This window comes from Vibrio sp. 1CM23M (assembly GCF_023161755.1).
Lineage (GTDB): Bacteria > Pseudomonadota > Gammaproteobacteria > Enterobacterales > Vibrionaceae > Vibrio > Vibrio coralliirubri.
This window is the reverse complement of sequence record NZ_JALNTR010000010.1, coordinates 15,643-39,467: the sequence shown is the minus strand read 5'-3', so window position 1 is coordinate 39,467 and position 23,825 is coordinate 15,643. Positions and strand designations below refer to the sequence as shown.

Below are 23,825 nucleotides of genomic sequence, written 5' to 3'. Positions count from 1 at the left end.
TATTATTAAATCTATGTCATTACCATACATTATTTGTGGTTTTGTGCGTGTGACCTCAAACAAGTTCCACTGATAATAACCATAAGGTATGAGTGGTCTTATCAGTTTCGAAGAAAGGATTAAGCGGGAGGTGTTCAGTTGAGGAAATTAGATTCAAGATATAAAAAAGCCCCTATTGATTAGGGGCTTTGAACAAATATCATTGAGTCGCTTTCGAGCTTAAAACTCAGCTATCAAGGTTATTGCTCAGTTTCTTCGATAAGCTCTTGAACTGGAGATGCCGGTTTGTTTTGAGCAAAACCGCGCAGGCCAACAACATGTACGTGTTCGTGATCTTTGAAGACCTTACGTACCAGTTTGTAGGTTGTACCTTTCTCTGGGCTGATGTTCTCCGGTGCTGCAATCAGAAGCTGCATACCTAGACGATCACACAGTTCAAACAGTGTAGAGATAGACTTCGCATCCAGACGTGCTGCTTCATCAAGGAACAACAAACGACATGGAACGATGTCTTTACTACGAAGTCGACGTGACTCTTCTTCCCAGCTCTGAACAACCATCAATAGGATAGATTGACCAGTACCGATCGCTTCACCGGTAGAAAGTGCGCCCGATTCCGCTTGTAACCAACCATCAGAACCACGGTTAACTTCAACACTTAGCTCTAGGTAGTTACGGTAATCCAGTAGCTCTTCACCTAGAACTTGTGGAGAACGTTGACCCATATCGATATGTGGGTTAACACGTTGGAACAACTTCGCCATCGCTTCTGAGAAGGTAAAGCGCGTTGATTCAAACAAGTCTTTGTGTTGCTCTTGCTGAGTCGCTAGACCTGATAGCAAGATCTCGTGACTTTCACGAATCTTAACGTTCAGACGTACGCCCTTAACCTGACCAAAGTAGATGTTAGACAGACCTTGGTTCAGCATTCGAATACGGTTCTGCTCGCGCTGAATCGTCTTCTTAATAATGCTCGCTACCGACTCAGAACTGATCGCTAAGCGGTTTTCACGCTGCGTCAGTTCTTCTGTTAGTCGAGCTAGCTCAACTTCCATCTCTTCGATTGCTTCAACCGGATCATCCGTATGAATGATGTCTTGGCGAATACGCTCGCGAAGATGTTGGTAAACCGCAATGTAGAACAGAACCTTACGCTCTGGATGTGCGTTGTCTTCCGATAGACGCAGCGAATCACGTAGGTCGTCATTGTCAGCTACAGCTAGACGTAAAGCACCCAGTGATTTATCCGACATAGAGCGAAGCTCGCCCGCTGTTAGGTAAGCCAGTTCACGCTTATGAAGACGACGTTCAACATCATTTTCACGAGCTAAGCGAAGTACTGAACACCAGCCTGCTTTTGCTGCAACAACGAAGGTACGAAGTTCTGTGTACTCTTTCTGAACTTTCTTAAGACGCTTAGCTAGGGCTTTCATCTCAAGTTCTGTTGACGTAATCGTACGCTCATATTCGCTCTTACGGCTGCGAGATGTGTGCAGACGCTCTTGAAGCTCGTCACGACGACGTACAGCACGCTCTTCAGCGCCTTCATCAGCGTTTACGCCAAACTCTTGTAGCTCTTGTTTGAACTCTTGAACCGTTTCTTGCTTCGCTTGATGTGAGCTCTTCAGTGCCGCCAATACTTGGTTGTATTGATTCATCTGTTCGCGAGCTTGCTTCAAGCCATCACGACCTTTGGTTCTTGCTTGTTCTGCTTGAACCAGTTTCGCTTTTAATTGCTCGCTCAGTTCACTGCTCTTATTAAGCAAATCAACAGAATCCGCGTAAGCAAAGTAATGACGACGCTCAATCAAATCAGACAGCGCGAACACTTTGCCTTTTAGCGTTTGTAGCGCGTTGTCTGCTTGACGATATTCAGCTTCCAAAGCTTCGAACTGCTCTGGGTCAGCGTCTAGTGCAGATACAATTTGCTCTAGAGAAGTAAGCGCTTTGCCGTGCGTATTCAAGTAAGACTTAGCTTCACTTAAACGCTCTAGTTGCGCTTCTAAGTCAGCTAAGCGCTCAGCCAATGTTTCGTCTTCTAAAATACGAACCATTGGCGCTAATTTATCTAGCGCACCGAGTGCCTGCTTGCTTTGTAGAAGCTGGCTACGTTGCTGCTGCTCTTTAGAGTTAAGCTCAGCCAGAGAACGAACAATTTGATTACGCTTATCACGAATCGCAGCAAGTGCTTGTTCTGGGTCTGCGTTAAACGCAACGTGCAGGTGCTTCGCAACAAAGCTGTTGAATGCTTGATATAGGCGATTCAGCTTTTGAGAATCAAACGCTGCTTTCGCGTGGTTCTCAACCACAACGTCACGCTCTTCGCGCAATTTCTCTAGACGTTGTTCACGAGCCGCACGGCCAAACAGTGGGATCTCAGGGAAACGTGAGTAACGCATTTGGCGATCGTTCAGCTGAACACACACTGCGCCTTCAAGCTCATCGGCATTGAACGAACTGTCATCAAACGCGTCGACATCGCCTTCTAGGATGTAAAGGTCTTCTGGACAATCATCAAGATCCACCAGCTTCTCTTTAATACCATCAAGATCAGAAACCACAATTGCGTGACGAGCTGGGCCGTACATAGCACTGAAGTACGGCGCATCACCAATCGTGATGTCATCGTAGATCTCAGAAAGCAACACGCCACCAAGCGTATCCGCCAGACCTTTCAAACGAGGATCGTTAGAGCCACCTGGAGAAGCTAAACGCTCAATCTCTTGCTCAAGTTCAGCTCGGCGCGTAGCCAACTGATCTTTTGCTACCGCTTGAGATTTCTCATCTTCAAGCACTTGCTGCATTTGAGTCATCACCGCTTGGCTATCTTCTAGCTCAGCGTCGGTTTGATCTCTTAATGCTTCAAGCGCATCGTTTGCCGTGATCCACGCAGGAGCAATAGACTCGAGTTTTTGAATCTCTTGGTCATGGTTTTGTTGCACACGACGCTGCTCACTCTTCGCTTCACGCAACTCTTCTTGAGCGTACTCAAGAGACTCGATTTGCATCGCGTGACGTTCACGTTCTTCATCGAAAACCGCTTCGTCAGTCAGTGAGATGTTGTGTTGCTTTTGGTATTCAGTCGCTAACTCTTTTGCTTGACGCTGCTGAGCCACATCACGAGCCATATCACGGTGCTGAGCACGCCACTGCTGTTCATTTTCAACAACGTGTTTTGCGTTACGACCTTTTTCTAAAGCTTGCTTAGCGCTGCTAGACGCTTCTTTACGCTCAACGTCACCCACAATACTTTTAACAAGAGCGAGCGCTTTGTCGAACTGCGCAGAAGCAGCAGAAGACATGTCTAGTTTGTGCTTGGTTGACAGTAGCGTTTGAGTGCTTGATTCTTCTTGTGCTTTTAGCTCAGAAACCAGAGCTAGTGCGCTTTCTGCCGTAATAGATTCATCACCAAGCAACTGCTTAGTTTTCTCTAATGCTTGAACCGCTTGCTGGTATTGAAGTGCACGAGTCTGCTGAACATCCAACGCTTGTTGGTAGTCAGCAAGCTGAGTTTTCAGGCTATCCACTTCTTCTTCAGTAATGGTTGCCTGCTCTTCAGCAAGAAGTACTCGCTCTTGAGCTTCTTCAACCACCATCATCTGTTCTTCTAGACGCTCATTAAGCTCTTCTAGATCTTCGCTGTAGCGAGCAATTTTCTCTTGCTGACGAAGTGCAGTTTGAACTAATTGCAGATGATCCGAAGCCGCTTGGTAATCTTGCTCTAGTGCTGATTCTTGATCGACAAGTAACTCTAGTTCTTCTTGAACGCGGTTCAACAAGTTGTTTTGATCAAGCAAGGTTTCGCGAGAACCGAACAGTTCACCACGGAACTTCATGGTTTGATCAAGCTTGTTACGACGATCGTTAGCATGGCGCATGTAATCTGCTGCCACGTAGTTCGTAGATTCAGTGATCAAGTGCTTAAACAAATCACGATCCGACTGAGTCGTTTTGATAGCTTCTAACGTCATGCGGTTTTCGCGTAGTGCTGATTCCATGTCTTGGAATGCTTTCTTCACGCCACCATTTTGCGGTAGAAGGTAATCACGCAGAGAACGCGTAATCGCACTAGAAATACCACCGTAAAGTGATGCTTCAATTAAGCGGTAAAACTTAGAACGGTCGCTGCTGTTACGCAGTTTCTTCGGTACCACACCGTATTCAAACATTTGCGAATGGTAATCAACAATCGAAGAGAAGGCCTTAAAATGCGCGCCTTCGTATTGTGCAACCGCCGCTTTCACATCGTTCAACTGACATACGCGAGCGTGGCTGTCTGAAACGTTTTGAATCAGCACATCCGTTGGTTTCACATGGCTTGGAAGGCCTTGGATAACAAACGGTTTGATGTCGACTTTCTTATCACGACCCGCAACTTGCTGCAGTTTTACTGCAAACAATAGACGTTGATTACGCGAGTTCACAACATCTAGCGCGGCATAACATGCGCCTGGCTGAAGCTTACCGTAAAGGCCTTTATCACGTGACGACTGCGAGCTACCCGCTTCCGTTGTGTTACGGAAATGCAGAAGGCTTTGGTCAGGGATGAGGGCTGTGATGAATGCCGCCATTGTGGTCGACTTACCCGCACCGTTACCGCCAGAAAGCGTTGTAACCAATCCATCAATATCAAAAGTACGCGCAAAGAAGCCGTTCCAGTTGACCATGGTTAATGATTGATACTTACCTCTTTCAATCATGCTTCACCTTCTACTTTTTTTTGTTCGCCATCGTTTGACTCAAGGTCAAAGTCAGCTTGATCGTTAAAAATGTCTTGTTGACCGTTTTCGTCTACGTCTGCATCTACTTCTGATGTGGCTTCCGCTTGTTCTTCATTCAACAAGCTACCTTGGTTAGGCTCTTGGGTATGCACCACAGCTTCACCATCACGGATAAGACGTAATTGCGCTTCTTTCATATCGTCGCCAACACGAACGTCGGCACCAAAACGGAATACCGCTTCGCTGATACGGAACTTGCCCGTCTCGCCAATCGCAATCAACATACCGATACGGCGTAAGCGGCGTAAAGAAGTACGTACTTTTTCGAAGAGCTTTTCTTTGTCTAAGTCAGAACCAGACGCACGGTTGGTTGCTAGCTTCATGAGTTTTTTCTCATCCGCTAACGACATCAACTCATCAAACAGTTCTTGGTTGGTGAAGATACCTTCATGAGCAAGACGTTCTGGGCTTAGGTATAAGAAACACAACACCTTGCCAACCAACATGTCGAGCTCAGACAACACACTACGACCAATCAGAGACGTAGAACGCGGACGCAAGTAAAAGAAACCTTCCGGCGCTTTTACCAGTTCCGTATTGTAGCGTTGATAGAAATGCTGAAGCTCAACTTCAAAATCGGACAGCAACGCGTGGTTATCTAGATCTTCTGTTGAAACATGCTTGCCTGAACGCAGCATGCTATCTAGCGCAGGGAACAGTGGGTTCGCTATCGCTTTTACCAGTTTCTCTGGCATGTAATCATCAGTACTTGTTAATGACATTTGCTTGTACCTTTGCACCGAAATCGTTAATTGCCTGCCAATCTGGCTGAATAGCCTGATAGTCAGACTCTGAGTAACCTAAGCGCACGGCTTGGTCGACAACAATTCTGGCTAAATCAAAATGGTGTGTGCGAGGGTGTGCAGCGAGGTAATCGCGTAACACAAGGCCAAGATCAATTGGCGCGCCTTGCTGTTTGTGAGCTTTTAACATCTCTGCAATTCGATCTGAAAGCAGGTCATTCACTTGCTCAAATTCTTCGTACTCTACGTCGATTGGTGCTTGTCCCATCACTTCGTCATCACGAAGCACGAGCGCTTCATCACGAAGATCCGTCAGCTTCTCTGCATCGGCGTAGGTCAATAGCCAAGGCGCATCAAAGTAGTCTGTGACTGACTGACGCAAGCGCTGGCTAAAGGCACGGTTTTTATCCATATCAATCGCGGTACGGATAAACTTGTGAACATGGCGGTCGTAGCCGATCCATAAATCGATGGCTTGTTGGCCCCAACTGGTGATTCGATCGAGCTTCATCTGCAAGCCGAACAGGGTTTCGCCAACGAACTCGAGTTCATCGTCACCGTAAACAATTTCTTGAATATCGAGGATCTGTGTTTGCAGTTCATCACCCGCCGCTTGCAAGGTGTCTTGCAATTCTTTCAGCGTGGAAGAGGTTTCTGAAAGCAAGGTTTCACAGTTGTTAATCGCCTCTCGCCAATCCTTGTTTAAAAGGTCGGCAATTTGCTGTTTAACGGTTTGCTGCTGCTCATCCATAACACGTTGGTTAAGATCAATCTGATCGAAAATTTCACCAACAGAATACTTGAGCACGCCGTAAACATTCTTTCTCCAATGTCCTGGAGTTCCGCCTTTTTGTGCTGCTTCAATGGCTTTTGCCATCTCGTCCGCAACCATAGAAAGCTGGATAGACAGTTTTAACTTAGAGAACTGACGGTGGCGTAAGTAATAATCTGAAATACCAATCGCCAGTGGTGATAAGCGATAAATACTCGCACCATCGGTGATTTCGCTGGTGAAGCGGCTAATCAACTTCTGTTTAACTAACTCGTTGATGGCATTGTTGGCACGAAACGCGGACGCTTCGCCAGTATCTTCAAACAGTCGAGTGACGATGGTAAATGCATCGTGCAGTTCACCCTCGCCCAACTCTTCATCGAACCTTTCATTGCTTAGTACTGCGATAGCAATCAAAAATGCTAAGCGCTCTGGTGGCAAGTTTAATGAAAAATCATGCTGCTTGACCCAGCCCACCAACTCATCAATTGGCTGCTCTTCGGCAGTTTGAGTCATTTCACTCATTGTGGTTCCTGTTACTGTTCTTCGTCATATCGAATGTATTAGATATGACGCCTATTTCTTTATGACGCGGGCTTCTTACGATTGCATAGCGCATGTTGTGGCTTCTTTTACCACATTCACCGCTGTTATTGCGCAGGTTTTTGAGCCCAAACGTGAATATAACGGCCTAGTGACAGATATGGCTCTTGGCGACATAGCTGTTTTTCCAGTTCCAATACATCTTCAAATTGGTAATCGCCCATGTACTCCATATTACCTATGTAGTCACTGAAAGAGCGAATGCCTGATTTACCACAGATTTCTAGACCAGCGTCTTCTATCCATTGATAAACCTCTTCCGGCTTCAAGCCTTTTTGTGGTTGCAGCTTAAACCGTTTTCGATGTGGCATCCCATTCAATACATGAGGAATGTTGCCACAAATCACATTTTTCAGGACTAATCCGTGGTGGTTGTAAAACATTATCGAGGCAACGCCACCCGGTTTAACTTGTTCAAGCAATAAATCAAGCGCCTCTTTAGGATCGGCCAACCATTCCATTACGGCATGAAACATCACAAAATCGACTTTCTCATCGAGATGTTCTGCGACTTTTTGTACCGGTGAATGAATAAATCGATATTGCTCTAGCAAACCCGCTTCGCTGATACTTTCTTCTGCGAGCTTCAGCATTTCAGAAGAGAGATCACACAGAGAAACGTTATGCCCAAGCGCGGCAATTTTTTGCGACATCTGTGCAAGCCCGCCTCCAGCATCAAGCACATGCAGCGGCGAAGCTGATTGCTCAAATTTGCTCAAAGCTTGTTCTAAATCTTCCCACACGATGATCTGACGGATCTCTCCTTTGTCAGAGCCGTAAATATTTTTTGCAAATTTGTGGGCAATATCGTCGAAATTACGGTCTTCAGTCACGGCTACTTGAGTTATTATGTCCTATCGTGCCTGCTATTCTGTCACAGGAATTTCAGGAATAAAGAGGCGATGTCTCTTTTTACTACTAAGTGATGTTTTTTCGGACTATTCGGATATGTTTGAGCTGAAAAAAGTAGTGTCTTCGCTATTGATGCCACTGCCAGCAATGTTAATTCTCGCTTTTCTGGGTTTAGCCCTAGTGATGTTTACTACCAAAAGGAAGACTGGTTGCCTAATCACCCTCTCAGCCCTATGTGGTATTTTCCTAATCGCTTTCCAACCAGTTTCTAGTCAACTTTTAATGCCAATGGAAAGGCAACACACCGCATTTTTACCTGTCGATGAAACCGTCGATTACGTGATGGTTCTCGGAAGTGGTCACGTCGTAGACGACCAAATTCCACCGACATCAGAACTTAGCCGCACCGGCCTGATGCGTTTAAGCGAAGGGATTCGTATTCTACGTCTTTACCCTGGTGCAAAACTCATTTTGTCTGGCTATGGCGCAGGCACTGAAGTCAGTAACGCAAGAATGATGGCTAAAGTTGCATTAGCACTTGGCGTAGCAAAGCCCGACATCATTCTGCTTGAAACAGCAAAAGACACCTGGGAAGAAGCCCGCCAAGCCGCTGCGTTCGTTAAGAATAAAAGAATGGTGTTGGTGACTTCAGCGAGCCATATGACTCGCGCACTGAACGAATTCAATGCTGCTGGAATGAAACCACTGCCGGCACCAACTAACTACCTTGCACAAGAAGGTATTGTTGAGCCTTGGAACAAGTACATGCCAAAAGCTCTTTACCTTGAGCAGACTGAGCGTTACTGGCACGAAACCATGGGATTGGTTTGGCAAAGCCTGCGTGATTGGCTAGATACAAGCAATGACATTGTTGAAGAGCCTGTTATTCCAGAAGCTTCCAGCTTAATTGAAGATGACGGTAAAGTTTCTGCGGCTCAGCCTCAGTAAGCCCATTGAATCTTTAAACTCATCTTAAGCATACAGAGTCGCCAAGTATTTGTAGATTCTCTGGTCGTTACCAGTAAAAGCTGAGTAATAAAAAAGCCGAGACATCAATGATGTCTCGGCTTTTTACGTTTAAATGTCGTTGTTGATTAATCACTCCCGAAGGAAATCAATCACCAGCGAACATGTAACCTTCACCGTGAACCGTCACAAAGATTTGCGGGTTCTTCGGGTCAAATTCCATTTTTGCACGCATGCGACGGATAAGTACGTCGATGGTACGGTCATTAGGTGCGTCTACTCGGTGGCTGATCATATTCAGAATACGTTCGCGGCTTAATACTTGGTTAGGGTAAGAAGACAAAGCCACTAGCAGTTCGTATTCTGCTTTAGTCAGTTTCACCGGTTCGCCGTTTTTGCTTAGCGCACGACGAGGAATATCAAATGTCCACTCACCAAAACGAACCACAGACTCATCTGATGTTTCTTCTACTGCGCCCGCTGCTGTTTTACGAGCAGCAGAGATACGCCAAAGTAGGTTTTTAACTCGAACTAATAACTCGCGAAGTTCGAAGGGTTTAGTAACGTAATCGTCAGCGCCCATTTCAAGGCCAACGATTTTGTCGATGCTATCCGTGCGTCCAGTAACTAAAATAATTCCAATGTCTGATTGACTGCGTAATTCGCGAGTTAGCATCAATCCATCTTCGCCTGGTAAGTTGATGTCCAGCATAATGAGGTCAACGTTGTTTTCTTCTAACACGTTTCTCATTTGAGCGCCGCTTTCTGCTTCGCTCACTGTGTAACCCTCGTTCTGGAAGTATCCAACCAGTTTACTGCGGGTTACCACATCATCTTCTACGACTAATACGTGATAGCTCATCTACACCACTTTTCTTATTTAATAGTTTCAGTGACTATTCTATTCATAACTAGTAACAATTCTAGTGGTACAGAAGATAAAAGCCAGAAACATGGATTTTTTTTGATACAAGACAATCTTAAACCTTGCTATTTATCGTCCATCGCAATTCAATATAGGCATTACTACTAACGAGTAACTTTGCGTTTCGCAAATAACCTTGTTATTCAGCCTTGGTGTGCTTATGCCCAAGTGACTTCAAGATGCATATAAGCAACATCACAAGACTAAGTCAGGATCTAACAAATGAAAGATACGAAAGCGTTCAACGAGCAAAGAGCAGAAATATACTGGTGGCTATCAAGCTTATTTGCCAAAGAGCTCACTCAAGAAGAACTCGATCACTACCACTCTGTTGAAATTCGTTCTTTCCTAACTGGTTTAGGCGAAAATGAAACACTAAAGCCAGCGATTGATAAGTTAGTGGACGCGCTGAACCGCCTACAAACACGTGAAGATGCTCAACTAGAACTGTCTGCAGACTTTTGCGATCTTTTCTTAAAGACAGATAAGCACGGTGCTCTTCCTTACGCTTCTATGTATATCGGCGAAACTGGCCTTTTGAATGATAAGCCAGCAAAAGATATGGAAGAGATCATGGCTAAGCACCACTTAGTCGTGAACCAAGATCTAAAAGAGCCAGCAGACCACATTGCTATCGAACTCGATTTCCTTGGTAACTTGATCATTCGTTCAAACGAAACGGATATTGAAGAAGAGCTAGAGAATTCATTTGCCGTTCAACAGCAGTTTATCGAACAACAATTGCTGACTTGGATACCAAAGTTCAACGTGAAATGTCATGACGTTGATGAATTCGGTTTCTACGCTAGTGTCTCATCTTTGCTACTCGCATTCTGTCAATTAGACACTCAATATTTAGCTGGTGAATAGCTTATTGGATGACTAGGTAAATAAATTCAGTAGAATGTGACAATTCACCCGGATTTCTGGGTGAATTTTATTGCGAGTAATTTCTAGTCAGTCTAAAATTGTGACCGCAAACGATAAAATATGAAACATTCACGAAATGCTATGCTTATTAAAGTTCAGAGCATTTCGGTGTTAAGACAAGCCGCTCAATAGCGGTTTTTTGTTTTTTAGCACTTTGGTACCCAAAGAGCCCTACAAATTTAAGCTCTTAGTTAGGTAGCTTAACGGCTACTTTATTCCGTACTTTGGGAAAGTAGCTTCTAATAGGATAAAACCATGGCCACTATAAAAGATGTCGCTCGCTTAGCCGGCGTATCAACAACAACCGTTTCTCACGTAATCAACAAAACTCGCTTTGTTGCAGAAGCAACTCAAGAAAAAGTAAACAAAGCCGTAGATGAACTGAACTATGCACCAAGTGCTGTTGCTCGTAGCTTGAAGTGTAATACAACACGCACCATCGGCATGCTAGTGACTCAATCAACTAATCTATTCTTCTCTGAAGTTATCGATGGTGTTGAGAGCTACTGCTACCGTCAAGGTTACACTTTGATCCTGTGTAATACGGGCGGTATCTATGAGAAGCAACGTGACTACATTCGAATGCTTGCAGAGAAACGTGTAGATGGCATCTTAGTTATGTGTTCTGACCTAACTGAAGAACTAAGAGAGATGTTAGACCGTCACGCTGACATCCCTAAAGTTATTATGGACTGGGGCCCAGAGAGTTCTCAAGCTGATAAGATCATCGATAACTCAGAAGAAGGTGGCTACCTAGCGACCAAATACCTTATTGAACGCGGTCACTCTAAGATTGCATGTTTAAGTGGCCACTTAGACAAAGCAGCATGTGTTGAACGTATTGCCGGTTACAAGCGCGCACTTAACGAAGCTAAGATTTCTGCCGATGACAATATGATCATCGAAGGCAACTTCGAGTGTGATACGGCTGTTCTTGCTGCAGAACAAATCGTTGAGATGGAAGATCGTCCAACGGCGGTATTCTGCTTTAACGACACAATGGCACTCGGCTTAATGAGCCGACTGCAAGAAAAAGGCATCCGCATTCCTGAAGATATCTCAGTGATCGGTTACGACAACATCGAACTCGCTGAATACTTCTCTCCGCCGTTAACGACAGTTCACCAACCAAAACGTCGTGTTGGTAAGAATGCATTCGAAATTCTATTGGAGCGCATCAAAGACAAAGACCACGAAAAACGCGTCTTCGAAATGCACCCTGAAATTGTTGAACGAAGTACAGTTAAGACGTTAAATTAATTGATAATTCGAGTTTAATTTCATCAAGCGCACCTTTAGGTGCGCTTTTTTTATCAGCAACTATAATGAACCCAGATGCACAACGAAAAGATCATTAATTGAAGCAATATCACATTTTGAAATATCAACTGTGAGCTTCATTCAACAAAAACTTTATTCTATTCAATCAGTCACGCACAGGGCAAACCACTCGAAAGAGTGAGACGCAAAGCTTCCGGCCTAAACCACTCGTTGGTATGGTAGCGGGGTTACCGATGGCAAAATGCAGTAACTACTAATAATTTAGTAATTTACGGCTTATTGACAATTTAATTGCAACATTTTGCTAATCTCTCGGACCTGCTTATTTGGTGGCGTAGTTCAAATACACCGAGATAAATAACATGGATAAACCGATACTAAAGGACTCGATGAAGTTATTTGAGTCCCTAGGAAAAATAAAATCACGCTCAATGTTTGGTGGCTTCGGTCTTTTTGCTGATGACACTATGTTTGCTCTGGTTGTAAATGACCAGTTGCACATACGCGCAGACAAAGGCACAACGAAACAATTCGAACAACAAGGGTTTCAACCGTACGTCTACAAAAAACGTGGTTTCCCTGTTGTTACTAAATATTTCGCTTTACCTGAAGGCCTCTGGCAAGATCAAGAGAAAATCTTGCAGCTTGCAACCACGTCTCTAGGTTTTGCTAAAGAAGAAAAAGCTGAGCAGTCTTCTGCTAAGCCGACCCGACTCAAAGATCTGCCTAATCTTCGACTCGCTACCGAGCGTATGTTGAAAAAGGCAGGGATCGATTCTGTAGAACGTTTATATGAATCTGGCTCTGTAAACGCATTTAACGCCATCAAAGAATCGCATGCGTCTTCTGTCAGTATTGAACTACTTTGGGCGCTAGAAGGCGCGATCAATGGTACACATTGGTCAGTTATACCGCAGCAGCGTCGCGAAGAGCTTATCAATCGCGTCAATTAACTTTGTCAGTGCAATCTATATACATAACTAAGCCGCATTTACTGCGGCTTTTTTTATGTCGACAAAACTAGTCTTGTGTATAGCTGGACCACTGTGATCAAAAAGATGGACGGTAGTAGTATTTGTAATCCACTTTAACCATCGGAATGAAGTTAATTTGTCCAGAGGAATCCATTATTTCTTTTACTTTGATGGTGCCGTTCTTGATTTCAAACGAGCGTACATCTACTTTTTCAGAGGCTTGTGGTAAGATTTTGCTCAATTCGTATGAGCGCTTACTATTTATATCCATCCAGATTTTTTTTCCAGATTCGTAAGCCTGTGATTGGCTTGCCACTACATCGCCTTTAAAGATTTTGGACTCAACAGCCGCCCGGTGATAGACGCCTGATCCCATGGCTTGGAAAGAGAATAGGCCTGTTGTAGCAATAACCGTAACCATTGATAATAATTTCATAGCTAGCTCCTTAGTTGTCTGCCTGAATAATTATCTAAAACAATCTTCATGCCACGATTGTTACGTATATAGAACGCGCCAAGACCAAAACTCTTTCAAATTTTTGTTACTTTTTACGTGGTACAAATTATCGCTATTAAAATAATGCATACAAAACAAGTCCCTAGCAGAGAGTCACAACCTTCTAATCAACGAATCTTTTTCCACCTCTATTCCGCCAATACTTGTCGGCAACATAAGACTGAGCAATTAAGCTAGCTGTTTGCCCCTGATCCATCGTCTAGAATAAATAGTTTTTTATTAACTCGTGAAAGTTAATCTATGCTTTGCCTGTCTATCTATACTATCGGTATGCATTGAAAATTTAGAGGAAGTATCAATGAGTAAGAAAATGATATTGGGTATTGTGTTGGTCGTAGCCATCGTGTTGTTAGGCATCAATTTCGGCCAGCACTTAACGCTTGAAAATGCTAAGGCCCAACAAGCTGTGTTAAATGACTACATTGACAGCAACTTTATTGCTGCTGCCGCTATCTATTTTGTCGCGTATGTCATGATTACGGCTTTCTCCATTCCTGGTGCCGCTGTTGTGACCCTATTGGGGGCCGCGCTATTTGGCTTCTGGAACAGCTTGCTACTGGTATCTTTCGCAAGTGCGATCGGTGCTACTTTAGCCTTCTTAAGTAGCCGTTACCTGTTACGTGACTGGATTCAAACCAAGTTTGGTGACAAATTGGCGACGATTAACAAGGGGGTTGAAAAAGACGGCGCGTTTTACCTGTTTTCTCTGCGTCTGATTCCTGTATTCCCATTTTTCCTTATCAACCTATTGATGGGTCTAACACCGATGTCAGTGAGTCGTTACTACATTACGAGTCAAATCGGGATGTTACCGGGGACAGCGGTTTTCTTGAATGCTGGTACTCAGCTCGCAGAAATTGATTCACTTTCGGGCATCGTCTCCCCTTCAGTACTATTGTCATTTGCGTTATTGGGGATATTCCCAATAGTGGCTAAATGGTTGATGGGTAAGTTTCGTTCAGCGCCCGTAGCTGAATAATTTATAATAGTTAAATAACACAGATAGCCGAATAAGGTTCTAATTCAATGAAAATCTTCAGTGCATCGAATCCGACAGAAGCTCATATCATCTGTGGGTTGTTAGAAAGCGAGAATATTGCCTGTGAAGTCCGTGGCGAGGGGTTGTTCGGATTGAAAGGGGAAATCCCATTCACTGAAGAAACTGACCCTTACGTATGGTTATATGAGCCAGAATTGGCCAGTAAAGCTCGCACGCTCGTCAATGACTACCAAAAGCAGCAAGATTCGATCATCTATGAAGAGTGGCGTTGTGGTGAATGTCATGAAGTCAACGAAGCGCAATTCGGCTCTTGTTGGCAGTGCGGTGCTGCCTCACCTGAATAGCAACTGTTCAATGAACTTATTAGAGCGATTCGGTCAGATACCTCCTCCCAATAAAAACGGGAAGCTAAAGTTAGCTTCCCGTTTTTATTTCAATTCGATTCAATCATCATCTTTGATTTCACGCCTAGAAAATCACTGAATTTGTTTTTGAATAAACGCAATCGAACGCTGATTAAACTCTTCAGGGTTTTCCACGTTACATACGTGTCCACAATTCGGGATTTCGACTAGCTCGCTCGACTCATGTGCTGCGACCATTTCTTTTACAGGCTTAATAAACATGTAGTCACGTTCACCCATCAAATAAAGAGTCGGTATTGGTAGCTCTCTGTCTTTGAAATACTTCATCAATGGGTTTACATCAGCCGTTAAGATAAACCAACGCTTAAACTCTTTTTGACACAGCTTTTTAGCTTCGCGGATAAAAAGATGACGAGACTCTTTTTGGCTTTTTTGTGGCATCACAACATAAGCAAAAAGGCTGTATAACCACATGTAAGGAATGATGTGCTTGCTGAGGTTACCCAACTTGATTAACACTTGAGAGCGAGTGTTGAGTTTAGTCACGGCACCACCCAGTACCATTGAACGTACACGGCCAGCCGCTAACTCGGCAACGTTACGCACAATAATCGTGCCCAAAGACATGCCAACGAAATGTGCAGAACGGATCTTAAGATGGTCTAACACTTTAAGAATATCAAGCGTCACCGATTTGAACGTATAACGATTCGAAATCAGCCCTTTAAGTATATTGTCTGATTTACCGTGCCCTCTCAGATCAATGAGAAGTAAGTTGAAATGCTGTTTATACGCTTTGATCTGCTTGAACCAGATGGAGGAACTGCCTCCTGCGCCATGCACAAATACAACCCACTCATCGCTCGTAGGGTGAGTAAATGTTTTATGAAATAGTAAACTCTCAGACATACCTATCGCTTTAATTGTTAGAATGGAGCTATGCCTCATCACGAGGCGATGACTAAGGATATCACGCTATTAAGAACTTTAAGTGATAATAGTGTCAAACCTATCATTAGTCATGTGAATACCTACCTCACCTTTTCTACCTGACTAAAATGAGTTTGCAAGCTTTGTCTTCGTAAACGTGATGTGATCTGACCAGGAAACAAAAAGGCACTCTACAATTAGAGCGCCTTCATTTATTACGAGCGGTTGTTGCTCGCCAGCTAATTTTAAAGTTAAGTCAACAAGTTAAAATGCTGAATGGTACATAGTTAGGTATTCTTTAGCCGCATCTTCCCAACTAAAATCTTGCTGCATCGCATAAAGCTGAACACGCTTAATTTCAGATGGGTTTTGTGCGTAAAGCAGTAATGAACGATGTAACACAGCCAATAACGCTTGCGGTGTTGGCTCTTCAAAAGCAAACCCAGTCGCGACTTCAGGATCCTGATCGTAATCATTCACGCTGTCTTTTAAACCTCCCACAGAACGAACAATCGGCAAAGTACCGTAAGCCATGCTGTAGATTTGGTTTAAGCCACACGGTTCAAATTCAGAAGGCATCAAGAAGAAATCAGAGCCTGCTTCAACCAAGTGCGCAAGTTCATTATTGTACGCTTCCACGAACGAGAACTTATCTGAGTGAAGCGCTGATAGCTCTTTCAATTGACTCGCCAAAACCGGATCGCCAGTACCGACAATCACGATCTGAAGATCATTTTTCAAGAACTGCTCGATGATCGGCAGTAAGTAATGAACACCTTTCTGATTCGTAAGGCGACATACCATGCCATAAACTGCGCAATCGGCAACGGGTAAACCTACATCTTGCTGCAGTTTTTGCTTACAAGCTGATTTTCCGCGAGCCATGCTGTGCTTGGTCGCTTTGTATTTACGAGGTAGGAAAGCATCAGTTTCCGGATTCCAAGCCCCGTAATCACACCCATTCAAAATGCCGAACAGATCAGCCGATCTGTGTTGGAATTCTGCAGCCATACCGTGGCTACCTAATTCCGTTTTCAACTCTTCTGCATAGGTAGGACTTACCGCGTTCACTTTATCCGCGCACATCACGCCAGCTCTTAGCATAGTGACATGAGTGTCACTCACTGAAGCTTCAGGCGCATGGTAACTGTGCATCTCTGGCAGGAATTGAAGTTCATCGTATGCGAACACACCTTTGAAAACCGCATTGTGAATCGAGATAACACTGCGCGTATTTTCAAAGAAATCGTGTTGTTGATAACGCGATTTAAGCAAGAAAGGAACGAAACCAGTATGCCAGTCATTTGCATGAATGATATCCGGTTGAAAACCAAGCTTAGGAAGCATATCAAGACAGGCTGCACTAAAGAACGAGAAGCGCTCTCCGTTATCAGCATAAGCTTGATTGTTTTCTGCGTACATTTCCGAGCGGTCGAAATACTTGGCACATTCAATACCAAAAACTGGAACGCCTTCTACGCTCAGTGTTTTAACTTGATAAGCCGTATGAGGCCAATGATCGAGTTCAGTCGATAAAATAACTTCTGCTGAATCAATGTTTGGAATGTTTCTATATGCGGGGATAGTCACTCGAACGTCCTGTTCGAGTGTTTGCAACGCTTTCGGCAGTGCCTTGGCTACATCAGCCAAGCCACCACTTTTAATCAAGCCTTCAACTTCAGACGCTACAAAAAGTACCGAGAGAGTCTTAGTAACCAACTCGTGCTCCTTTAGAAATCACTACGACACCATCGTCAGATACGTGGTAATGCTTTTTGTCTTCTGTCAGATTTACACCAATCTGTGTACCCGGTGCGATATCTGCGTCTTTATCAATGATAACGCGGCGCAAGATACAACCCTCACCCACTTTTACATCACCGAGTAAGATGCTTTCGCTAATATCACACGCTGATGCGATATTACTGCGGAAGCCCAGTACACTCTTTTCAATACGCGAACCACGTACATAACTACCGCTACACACAAGGCTATCAATGATCTGAATTCGACCATTTGCCGAATCAGTAAACGTAGCTGGTGGTAGTGGCGGGTAATAAGTGTGTAGAGGCCATTTACGGTTGTATAGCGAGAATGGCGCATCTTTCTTAAGAAGGTCCATGTGCGCTTGCCAGTACGCGTCAATCGTACCTACATCGCGCCAGTAAACTTCTTCTTTTTCACCAGTAATACGGTTGGTGCTGAAATCATAAACAAACACATCACCACGTGGGAACATGTTTGGAATAATATCTTTGCCGAAATCATGTGTCGAACCTTCTCTATCAGCATCTTCCGTTAGTTCAGCAAAAAGCTCTTTCGCTTCGAACACGTAGTTGCCCATTGAAACAAGCGCTGATTCTGGATCGCCCGGAATCGACTTCGGATTTGCAGGTTTCTCTTCAAAGCCAATCATACGGCCGTCAGCATCAACCTCAATAACACCGAATTCTGATGCTTCAGCAAGCGGCATGCGCAATGCTGATACTGTTAGAGCCGCTTTCTTCTCTTTATGGAAATCAAGCATCTGTTTGATGTCCATCTTATAGATATGGTCTGAACCAAAAATACATACTTGATCAGGTTCTTCCAACTCCATAAAGCCCATGTTTTGGTAGATAGCATCTGCTGTGCCTTCATACCAACGCTTTCCTTTACGCATTTGCGCAGGAATTGGGTCGATAAAACGGTCTGTTATACCACTGATATTCCAGCCTTTTTTCATATGGTGGAACAGTGACTGTGACTTAAATTGTGTTAATACGTAGATCTTCATTAGATCAGCATTAACGAAGTTGTTCAAAGCGAAATCAATTAAGCGGTAACTACCACCGAAAGGAACCGAGGGTTTGCTGCGAGATTCAGTTAAAGGTCTTAAGCGAGAGCCTTCACCACCAGCAAGAATCATTCCCAATACACCAGCCATTTTATTCTCCATATATCTATAGCTTGTCGATGTTAGTACTCGTAGAGGTATCTTCCTCTGGGGGATGAGCACCAACACTTATTTCGGTATTTAGCGAATATCCATTCACATACAGTGACAATATCCTAAGCCAAACGTTGTTATGTGTGCACTATTCTTTGCACTTGGTTTTATATACGTTATCGACTTTTCGGCCGAATTCAATTTTTAATACGCCATTCTGTGGTACGTAAGCTGATTGCTTTCCTAAGACTTAAAGCAGCTCACACTACACCGTCCAGATGAAACATTACATTAACACCCGACACACATCAGGTATACAACTAAACGCTGATCTGTGAGTTACAATATTTTAATTAAGTTACACTCTCATTAAAGTTGCATAAGAAGATGTGATTAATTGCCGTCATTTATTTCGCGGTGTGAATTTAATAAATTCCCGCCGACGAAACACCAAGTCAACAAGTTGCATAATTAGTCATATTGAGATCAAAAAAAAAGCAGCCATTAGGCTGCTTTTTCATCAATAACGTTCAGTTACTTCTCTTTCGGCTTTTTACGCTTATCCGTAACTTCCCACTTACCGTCGATGTACAACGCAGTCCAACCGGACGGTTTTCCATCTACTTCAGTACGAACGTAGTTTTCTTTAGTCTTACGACTAAAACGAACCACTGTCGGCTTACCATCAGGGTCAGCAACTGGCGCTGATGCTAGGTATTGGAACTTAGGTGAGATACGGTCTTTAAAACGAACCAGCTCTTCCACTAATGGCGCACGTGTTTCACGTGATTTAGGGAAGTTGCTTGCAGCCATAAATAGACCTGAAGCACCATCACGAAGAACAAAGTACGCGTCTGAATTTTCACATGGAAGTTCAGGGAAATGTACCGGGTCTTCTTTCGGTGGCGCAACTTCGCCATTTTTCAGAATCTTACGAGTGTTCTTACAATCGTCATTGGTACAATCCATGTATTTACCAAAACGACCGTTCTTCAGAACCATGTCAGAACCACACTTGTCACACTCAACAAGTGGACCATCGTAGCCTTTCACTTTAAATTCGCCGTGCTCAACCACATAACCTTCACAGTTCGGGTTGTTACCACATACGTGCATCTTACGCTTATCATCGATTAGATAAGCATCCATTGCCGTTTCACAAATAGGACAACGCTTTTTAGCTCGAAGTGCTGCTGTTTCAACGTCTTCTTCAAGCACGTTGATAATGCCTTCTTCATCGCCCAGGTTGATTGTTGTCTTACAACGCTCTTTTGGTGGAAGCGCATAACCAGAACAACCAAGGAATACGCCTGTCGAAGCAGTACGAATACCCATTTTACGGCTACAAGTCGGACACTCAATATCGGTTTCCACGATATGATTTGGCTTCATGCCACCAGCGTCTTCATCAAGATCCGCTTTTTCCAAATCGCCAGTGAAATCTTCAAAGAAGTTATCCAGCACGCCTTTCCAGCTTGCTTCTCCTTCTGCGATTTGGTCCAACTTCTGCTCCATACGAGCAGTGAAGTCGTAGTTCATTAGGTCGTTGAAGCTCCCGTCTAGACGGTCCGTAACAATTTCACCCATCTTCTCAGCATAGAAACGACGCTGTTCAACTTTTACATAACCACGATCTTGAATCGTCGAGATGATAGATGCGTATGTTGAAGGACGACCAATACCACGCTTCTCAAGCTCTTTAACTAGCGCCGCTTCAGTGAAACGAGCCGGTGGCTTAGTGAAGTGCTGTTTAGGGTCTAGCGCGATCAGATCAAGCTTATCGCCGATCTGTACTGCTGGAAGGATCGTATCTTCGTTCTTACCCATTGGACGCTGAACACGAGTCCAACCATCAAATTTAAGGATACGACCTTTCGCTTTCAACGTGTACTCATCTGCTTTAACGCTTACTGTCGTTGAATCGTATTGAGCTGGCGTCATTTGACACGCTACGAATTGATTCCAAATTAGCGAGTAAAGCTTGTGTGCGTCTGCGTCTACGCCGTTTAGATCTTCCGACTTAACATCTACACTTGAAGGACGAATCGCTTCGTGGGCCTCTTGAGCGCCCTCTTTGCTGCCGTATGCAAGTGCTTTAGGTGGAAGGTATTGCGCGCCGTACTCAGAACCAATGTATTCACGAGCGGCTTCTACAGCTTCTGAACTCAAGTTGGTTGAGTCAGTACGCATATAAGTGATGTAACCCGCTTCATACAGGCGTTGAGCCAGCATCATGGTTTTCTTTACGCCATAACCAAGACGCGTACTCGCCGCTTGTTGCAGCGTCGACGTGATGTAAGGTGCAGACGGCTTACTCTTTGTTGGGCGGTCTTCACGTTTACATACTTCGTATTGCGCTTTTTCTAAAACGCTAACAGCAGCTTGTGTTTGCGCTTCATTTTCAGGTTTAAACGCAACACCGTCTTTCTGCGCTACTTGCAGTCTAAAGTCGGTTTTCTCTGCAGTTTTAGTATCAGCATGCACATCCCAGAACTCTTCAGGGATAAAGGCGTTGATCTCGCGCTCACGCTCTACCAGTAGTTTTACCGCTACTGATTGAACACGGCCAGCAGACAGGCCTCGTGCTACTTTTTTCCAAAGCAGAGGTGACACCATAAAGCCAACAACACGGTCCATAAAACGTCGTGCTTGCTGCGCGTTTACGCCATCAATGTTTAGCTCACCTGGAGTTTCGAAAGCTTGTTGAATAGCATTCTTGGTGATTTCGTTAAAAACCACTCGCTTGTATCGCGTTTCATCGCCACCGATGATCTCACGAAGGTGCCATGCGATAGCTTCTCCTTCGCGGTCCAAATCGGTTGCGAGATAAACATGGTCTGCGTTCTCAGCCAGTTTTTGCAATTCAGCGACAACTTTCTCTTTACCAGGTAGGATTTGGTAGTTCGCTTCCCACTCTTTATATGGGTTGATACCCATTTTTTTAATAAGAGCTTTGCGATCTTTTTCTTTCTTGATACGAGCTTTGTCTTCTGGGCTCATACCCTTGGTTGAAACTGCAGCAGCCTTTTGACCAGTACTTTGACCCGCCGTTGGTAAATCACGTACGTGACCTACACTCGACTTAACGACAAAGTCTTTGCCAAGATATTTATTGATAGTTTTAGCCTTGGCTGGCGACTCCACTATAACGAGCGATTTACCCATATTGACTCTAACGTCCTTAATCACGATGCTTCAGCACCAACAATTTAGCTTGTGGGCTTTTACGCATGATATTCTAAATTCATTGCTTCTTTTTTTACTATTGTGCGAGATTACTAGAAGATCAACCGCTTTTTTCAAAATTAGATCTGATCGCTCGACAATTCGACGACTCATAGATAAAAGGGTCACAATATAAAGAAGCTATAAAGTACTCACTAAGAATACTTGCAAGAGCCTATTCATCAGGCATTACGTCTAAACGGGCTCATACTAAGCTTGTCCGCGAATCTAACGCGAGCCCCATTCAATTATTTTTGCCGTAAATCACAAAATAAATTGTGGATGTTTGAAAAGACTCTCTTAATCGGTTGTGAAATCATTGAATTTCTAGTTCGACACCATAAACTCAACGTTATATTCAGTTATCAGAGATAAACTCATGACAAAGAAAGTAATAGCAGAATTTGATTTACTGCTTATCGCAAACCAAATTATCCAATCACATGATGACTACATTGAAGGCATGCGCGCAAACAGCGTAGTAGAAAAAGACGATGTACTCGTCTTCAAAGGTGAATACTTCTTAGACAGCAATGGAATGCCGACCGAGAATACAACCGCGGTATTTAACATGTTTAAATACTTAGCGCACCACCTTTCGAAAGAATTTACAATTCAGCAATAATTAAAAAGCTTGCCACTTAGGCAAGCTTTTTTGTTCCTAAACCTTTACATAATAAGCATTTTTATAGACTTAGCATTTTCAGCTTGTCGAAGTAATCAGGGAATGTCTTTGACGTACAACCTGGATCATTAATCGTCACAGGCGTATCGCTCAAGGCAACCAGCGAGAAACACATCGCCATACGGTGATCATCGTAAGTATCAATCGCCGCGTGAGTCAGTTCAGCCACAGGGTTAACAATGATGTAATCTTCACCCTCTTCCACTTCAGCGCCGACTTTACGTAGCTCTGTTGCCATTGCAGCCAAGCGGTCTGTCTCTTTCACACGCCAGTTGTAGACATTACGGATTGCCGTTGTGCCTTTCGCAAACAATGCGGTTGTCGCGATAGTCATCGCAGCATCTGGGATATGGTTATAGTCCATATCAATGCCTTTAAGCTCACCACAACGAGAGATAACGTAGTCGTCACCCCATTCGATTTCCGCACCCATTTTCTCAAGCGCATCAGCGAATTGGATATCACCTTGGATACTGTTTTTACCAATACCAGTGACCTTAATCTCACCACCTTTGATAGCAGCGGCTGCAAGGAAATATGACGCAGATGATGCATCACCTTCAACCAAGAAATCACCCGGTGCCGAGTAAGATTGCCCGGTAGGAATCACAAACTCTTGGTAATCGTTATTGATCACGTCCACACCAAATTGCTTCATGATGTGCAGCGTAATATCGATGTAAGGTTTAGAAACCAATTCACCATCAATTTTAATGGTCACTTCACCTTCAGCTAAAGGCGCAGCCATCAAAAATGCCGTCAAGAATTGACTAGAGATCGAACCGTCGATAGAAACCGTACCGCTCTTCAGACCGGTACCTGTGATCTTCAATGGCGGGTAGTTTTCGTTCTCTAAGTATTCAACGTCGGCACCGGCTTCTCGCAGTGCTGTTACTAAGTGGCCAATTGGGCGCTCTTTCATGCGCGGCTCACCAGTAAGAACGTATTCACCGCGACCTAAACATAGTGCAGCCGCCAACGGACGCATCGCCGTACCCGCGTTACCTAAGAAAAGCTCGAGGGCTTTGTCACTTGAAAATGCACCACCAACACCTGTCACTTCACAAACGGTTTTGTCTGCAGACAACTGGTAATCAACACCTAACTGAGTCAATGCATTCAACATATGACGAATATCATCACTGTCTAGCAAGTTTGTTAGGCGAGTGGTTCCCGTAGAAAGTGCAGCCAAAAGAAGTGCACGGTTGGAAACGCTTTTTGAACCAGGTAGGTTAACTTCCCCGTTCACTTTTTGAATTGGTTGTAACGTAAGGCTTTCCATTAAATCTTATAGTCCTTGTACCACCCGAAGTCACTGGCGCGTATTTATTTTCGGGTGATGAATAA

At 44.0% G+C, this 23,825-nt stretch carries 18 protein-coding genes and 1 riboswitch; of the genes, 7 read left to right on the top strand and 11 right to left on the bottom strand.

Annotated features, from left to right (window positions below):
- Positions 1-239: 239 nt before the first annotated feature.
- The 4 genes from mukB to cmoM all read right to left on the bottom strand — a co-directional run bounded on the left by mukB (position 240) and on the right by cmoM (position 7,732).
- The gene (gene mukB / locus MSG35_RS20740) at positions 240-4,700 is read right to left on the bottom strand and encodes a chromosome partition protein MukB (protein ID WP_248384918.1); all 4,461 of its coding nucleotides are present in this window, start codon (positions 4,698-4,700) and stop codon (positions 240-242) included.
- On the bottom strand, positions 4,697-5,503 hold the full coding sequence (mukE, locus tag MSG35_RS20735; RefSeq protein ID WP_248384917.1) for a chromosome partition protein MukE: 807 nt from the start codon (positions 5,501-5,503) through the stop codon (positions 4,697-4,699). Before mukE ends, mukB begins: the two co-directional genes overlap by 4 nt.
- On the bottom strand, positions 5,484-6,821 hold the full coding sequence (gene mukF / locus MSG35_RS20730) for a chromosome partition protein MukF (protein WP_017055049.1): 1,338 nt from the start codon (positions 6,819-6,821) through the stop codon (positions 5,484-5,486). The genes mukE and mukF overlap by 20 nt, the downstream gene beginning before the upstream one ends.
- A gap of 125 nt (positions 6,822-6,946) precedes the next feature.
- The gene (cmoM, locus tag MSG35_RS20725) at positions 6,947-7,732 is read right to left on the bottom strand and encodes a tRNA uridine 5-oxyacetic acid(34) methyltransferase CmoM (RefSeq protein WP_052879036.1); all 786 of its coding nucleotides are present in this window, start codon (positions 7,730-7,732) and stop codon (positions 6,947-6,949) included.
- A 115-nt stretch (positions 7,733-7,847) separates the two neighbouring features.
- Between cmoM and elyC the strand changes: the two genes are divergently transcribed.
- Positions 7,848-8,699 (top strand): envelope biogenesis factor ElyC, encoded by an 852-nt coding sequence (elyC, locus tag MSG35_RS20720; RefSeq protein WP_050651523.1) that lies wholly within the window; start codon positions 7,848-7,850, stop codon positions 8,697-8,699.
- Between the two features lie 166 nt (positions 8,700-8,865).
- Here the strand turns inward: elyC and torR are convergent, their stop codons facing one another.
- Positions 8,866-9,579: a two-component system response regulator TorR gene (torR, locus tag MSG35_RS20715; protein ID WP_017067841.1), complete on the bottom strand. Its 714-nt coding sequence runs from the start codon at positions 9,577-9,579 to the stop codon at positions 8,866-8,868.
- Between the two features lie 285 nt (positions 9,580-9,864).
- Here torR and torD point away from each other — a divergent pair, with 285 nt between their 5' ends.
- The 3 genes from torD (at position 9,865) to MSG35_RS20700 (ending at position 12,806) form a co-directional block, all read left to right on the top strand.
- Positions 9,865-10,512, top strand: coding sequence for a molecular chaperone TorD (gene torD, locus MSG35_RS20710; protein ID WP_248384916.1), 648 nt, complete (start codon positions 9,865-9,867; stop codon positions 10,510-10,512).
- A gap of 315 nt (positions 10,513-10,827) precedes the next feature.
- Positions 10,828-11,832: an HTH-type transcriptional repressor PurR gene (purR, locus tag MSG35_RS20705; RefSeq protein WP_017063507.1), complete on the top strand. Its 1,005-nt coding sequence runs from the start codon at positions 10,828-10,830 to the stop codon at positions 11,830-11,832.
- A gap of 170 nt (positions 11,833-12,002) precedes the next feature.
- Positions 12,003-12,088, top strand: a riboswitch (cyclic di-GMP riboswitch).
- 127 nt (positions 12,089-12,215) lie between these two features.
- A complete protein-coding gene (locus MSG35_RS20700) occupies positions 12,216-12,806 on the top strand; it encodes a TfoX/Sxy family DNA transformation protein (RefSeq protein WP_019820997.1) in 591 nt (196 codons plus the stop codon).
- A gap of 97 nt (positions 12,807-12,903) precedes the next feature.
- Here the strand turns inward: MSG35_RS20700 and MSG35_RS20695 are convergent, their stop codons facing one another.
- Positions 12,904-13,263 carry a DUF3316 domain-containing protein gene (locus MSG35_RS20695; RefSeq protein ID WP_248384915.1) on the bottom strand — a complete coding sequence of 120 codons (360 nt, stop codon included), beginning with the start codon at positions 13,261-13,263 and terminating at the stop codon, positions 12,904-12,906.
- Positions 13,264-13,642: 379 nt separating this feature from the next.
- Here MSG35_RS20695 and MSG35_RS20690 point away from each other — a divergent pair, with 379 nt between their 5' ends.
- Positions 13,643-14,323: a TVP38/TMEM64 family protein gene (locus tag MSG35_RS20690; RefSeq protein ID WP_248384914.1), complete on the top strand. Its 681-nt coding sequence runs from the start codon at positions 13,643-13,645 to the stop codon at positions 14,321-14,323.
- A 47-nt stretch (positions 14,324-14,370) separates the two neighbouring features.
- Positions 14,371-14,688 carry a DUF2007 domain-containing protein gene (locus MSG35_RS20685; RefSeq protein WP_248384913.1) on the top strand — a complete coding sequence of 106 codons (318 nt, stop codon included), beginning with the start codon at positions 14,371-14,373 and terminating at the stop codon, positions 14,686-14,688.
- A 132-nt stretch (positions 14,689-14,820) separates the two neighbouring features.
- On the opposite strand, the gene MSG35_RS20680 is transcribed toward MSG35_RS20685, so the two are convergent.
- From MSG35_RS20680 to topA, 4 genes are all read right to left on the bottom strand, one after another.
- The gene (locus tag MSG35_RS20680) at positions 14,821-15,618 is read right to left on the bottom strand and encodes an alpha/beta hydrolase (protein WP_017062100.1); all 798 of its coding nucleotides are present in this window, start codon (positions 15,616-15,618) and stop codon (positions 14,821-14,823) included.
- Between the two features lie 285 nt (positions 15,619-15,903).
- Positions 15,904-17,358, bottom strand: coding sequence for a glycogen synthase GlgA (glgA, locus tag MSG35_RS20675; RefSeq protein ID WP_248384912.1), 1,455 nt, complete (start codon positions 17,356-17,358; stop codon positions 15,904-15,906).
- A complete protein-coding gene (gene glgC / locus MSG35_RS20670) occupies positions 17,348-18,577 on the bottom strand; it encodes a glucose-1-phosphate adenylyltransferase (RefSeq protein WP_080582251.1) in 1,230 nt (409 codons plus the stop codon). The genes glgA and glgC overlap by 11 nt, the downstream gene beginning before the upstream one ends.
- Positions 18,578-19,102: 525 nt before the next feature.
- Positions 19,103-21,733, bottom strand: a complete 2,631-nt coding sequence (topA, locus tag MSG35_RS20665) for a type I DNA topoisomerase (protein WP_050643790.1) — start codon at positions 21,731-21,733, stop codon at positions 19,103-19,105.
- A gap of 439 nt (positions 21,734-22,172) precedes the next feature.
- On the opposite strand from topA, the gene MSG35_RS20660 reads away from it, so the two are divergent.
- Positions 22,173-22,418 carry a YciN family protein gene (locus MSG35_RS20660; RefSeq protein ID WP_017062104.1) on the top strand — a complete coding sequence of 82 codons (246 nt, stop codon included), beginning with the start codon at positions 22,173-22,175 and terminating at the stop codon, positions 22,416-22,418.
- Positions 22,419-22,479: 61 nt separating this feature from the next.
- Here MSG35_RS20660 and aroA read toward each other — a convergent pair whose 3' ends face one another.
- Positions 22,480-23,760: a 3-phosphoshikimate 1-carboxyvinyltransferase gene (gene aroA, locus MSG35_RS20655; RefSeq protein ID WP_017062105.1), complete on the bottom strand. Its 1,281-nt coding sequence runs from the start codon at positions 23,758-23,760 to the stop codon at positions 22,480-22,482.
- Between the last annotated feature and the right edge of the window lie 65 nt (positions 23,761-23,825).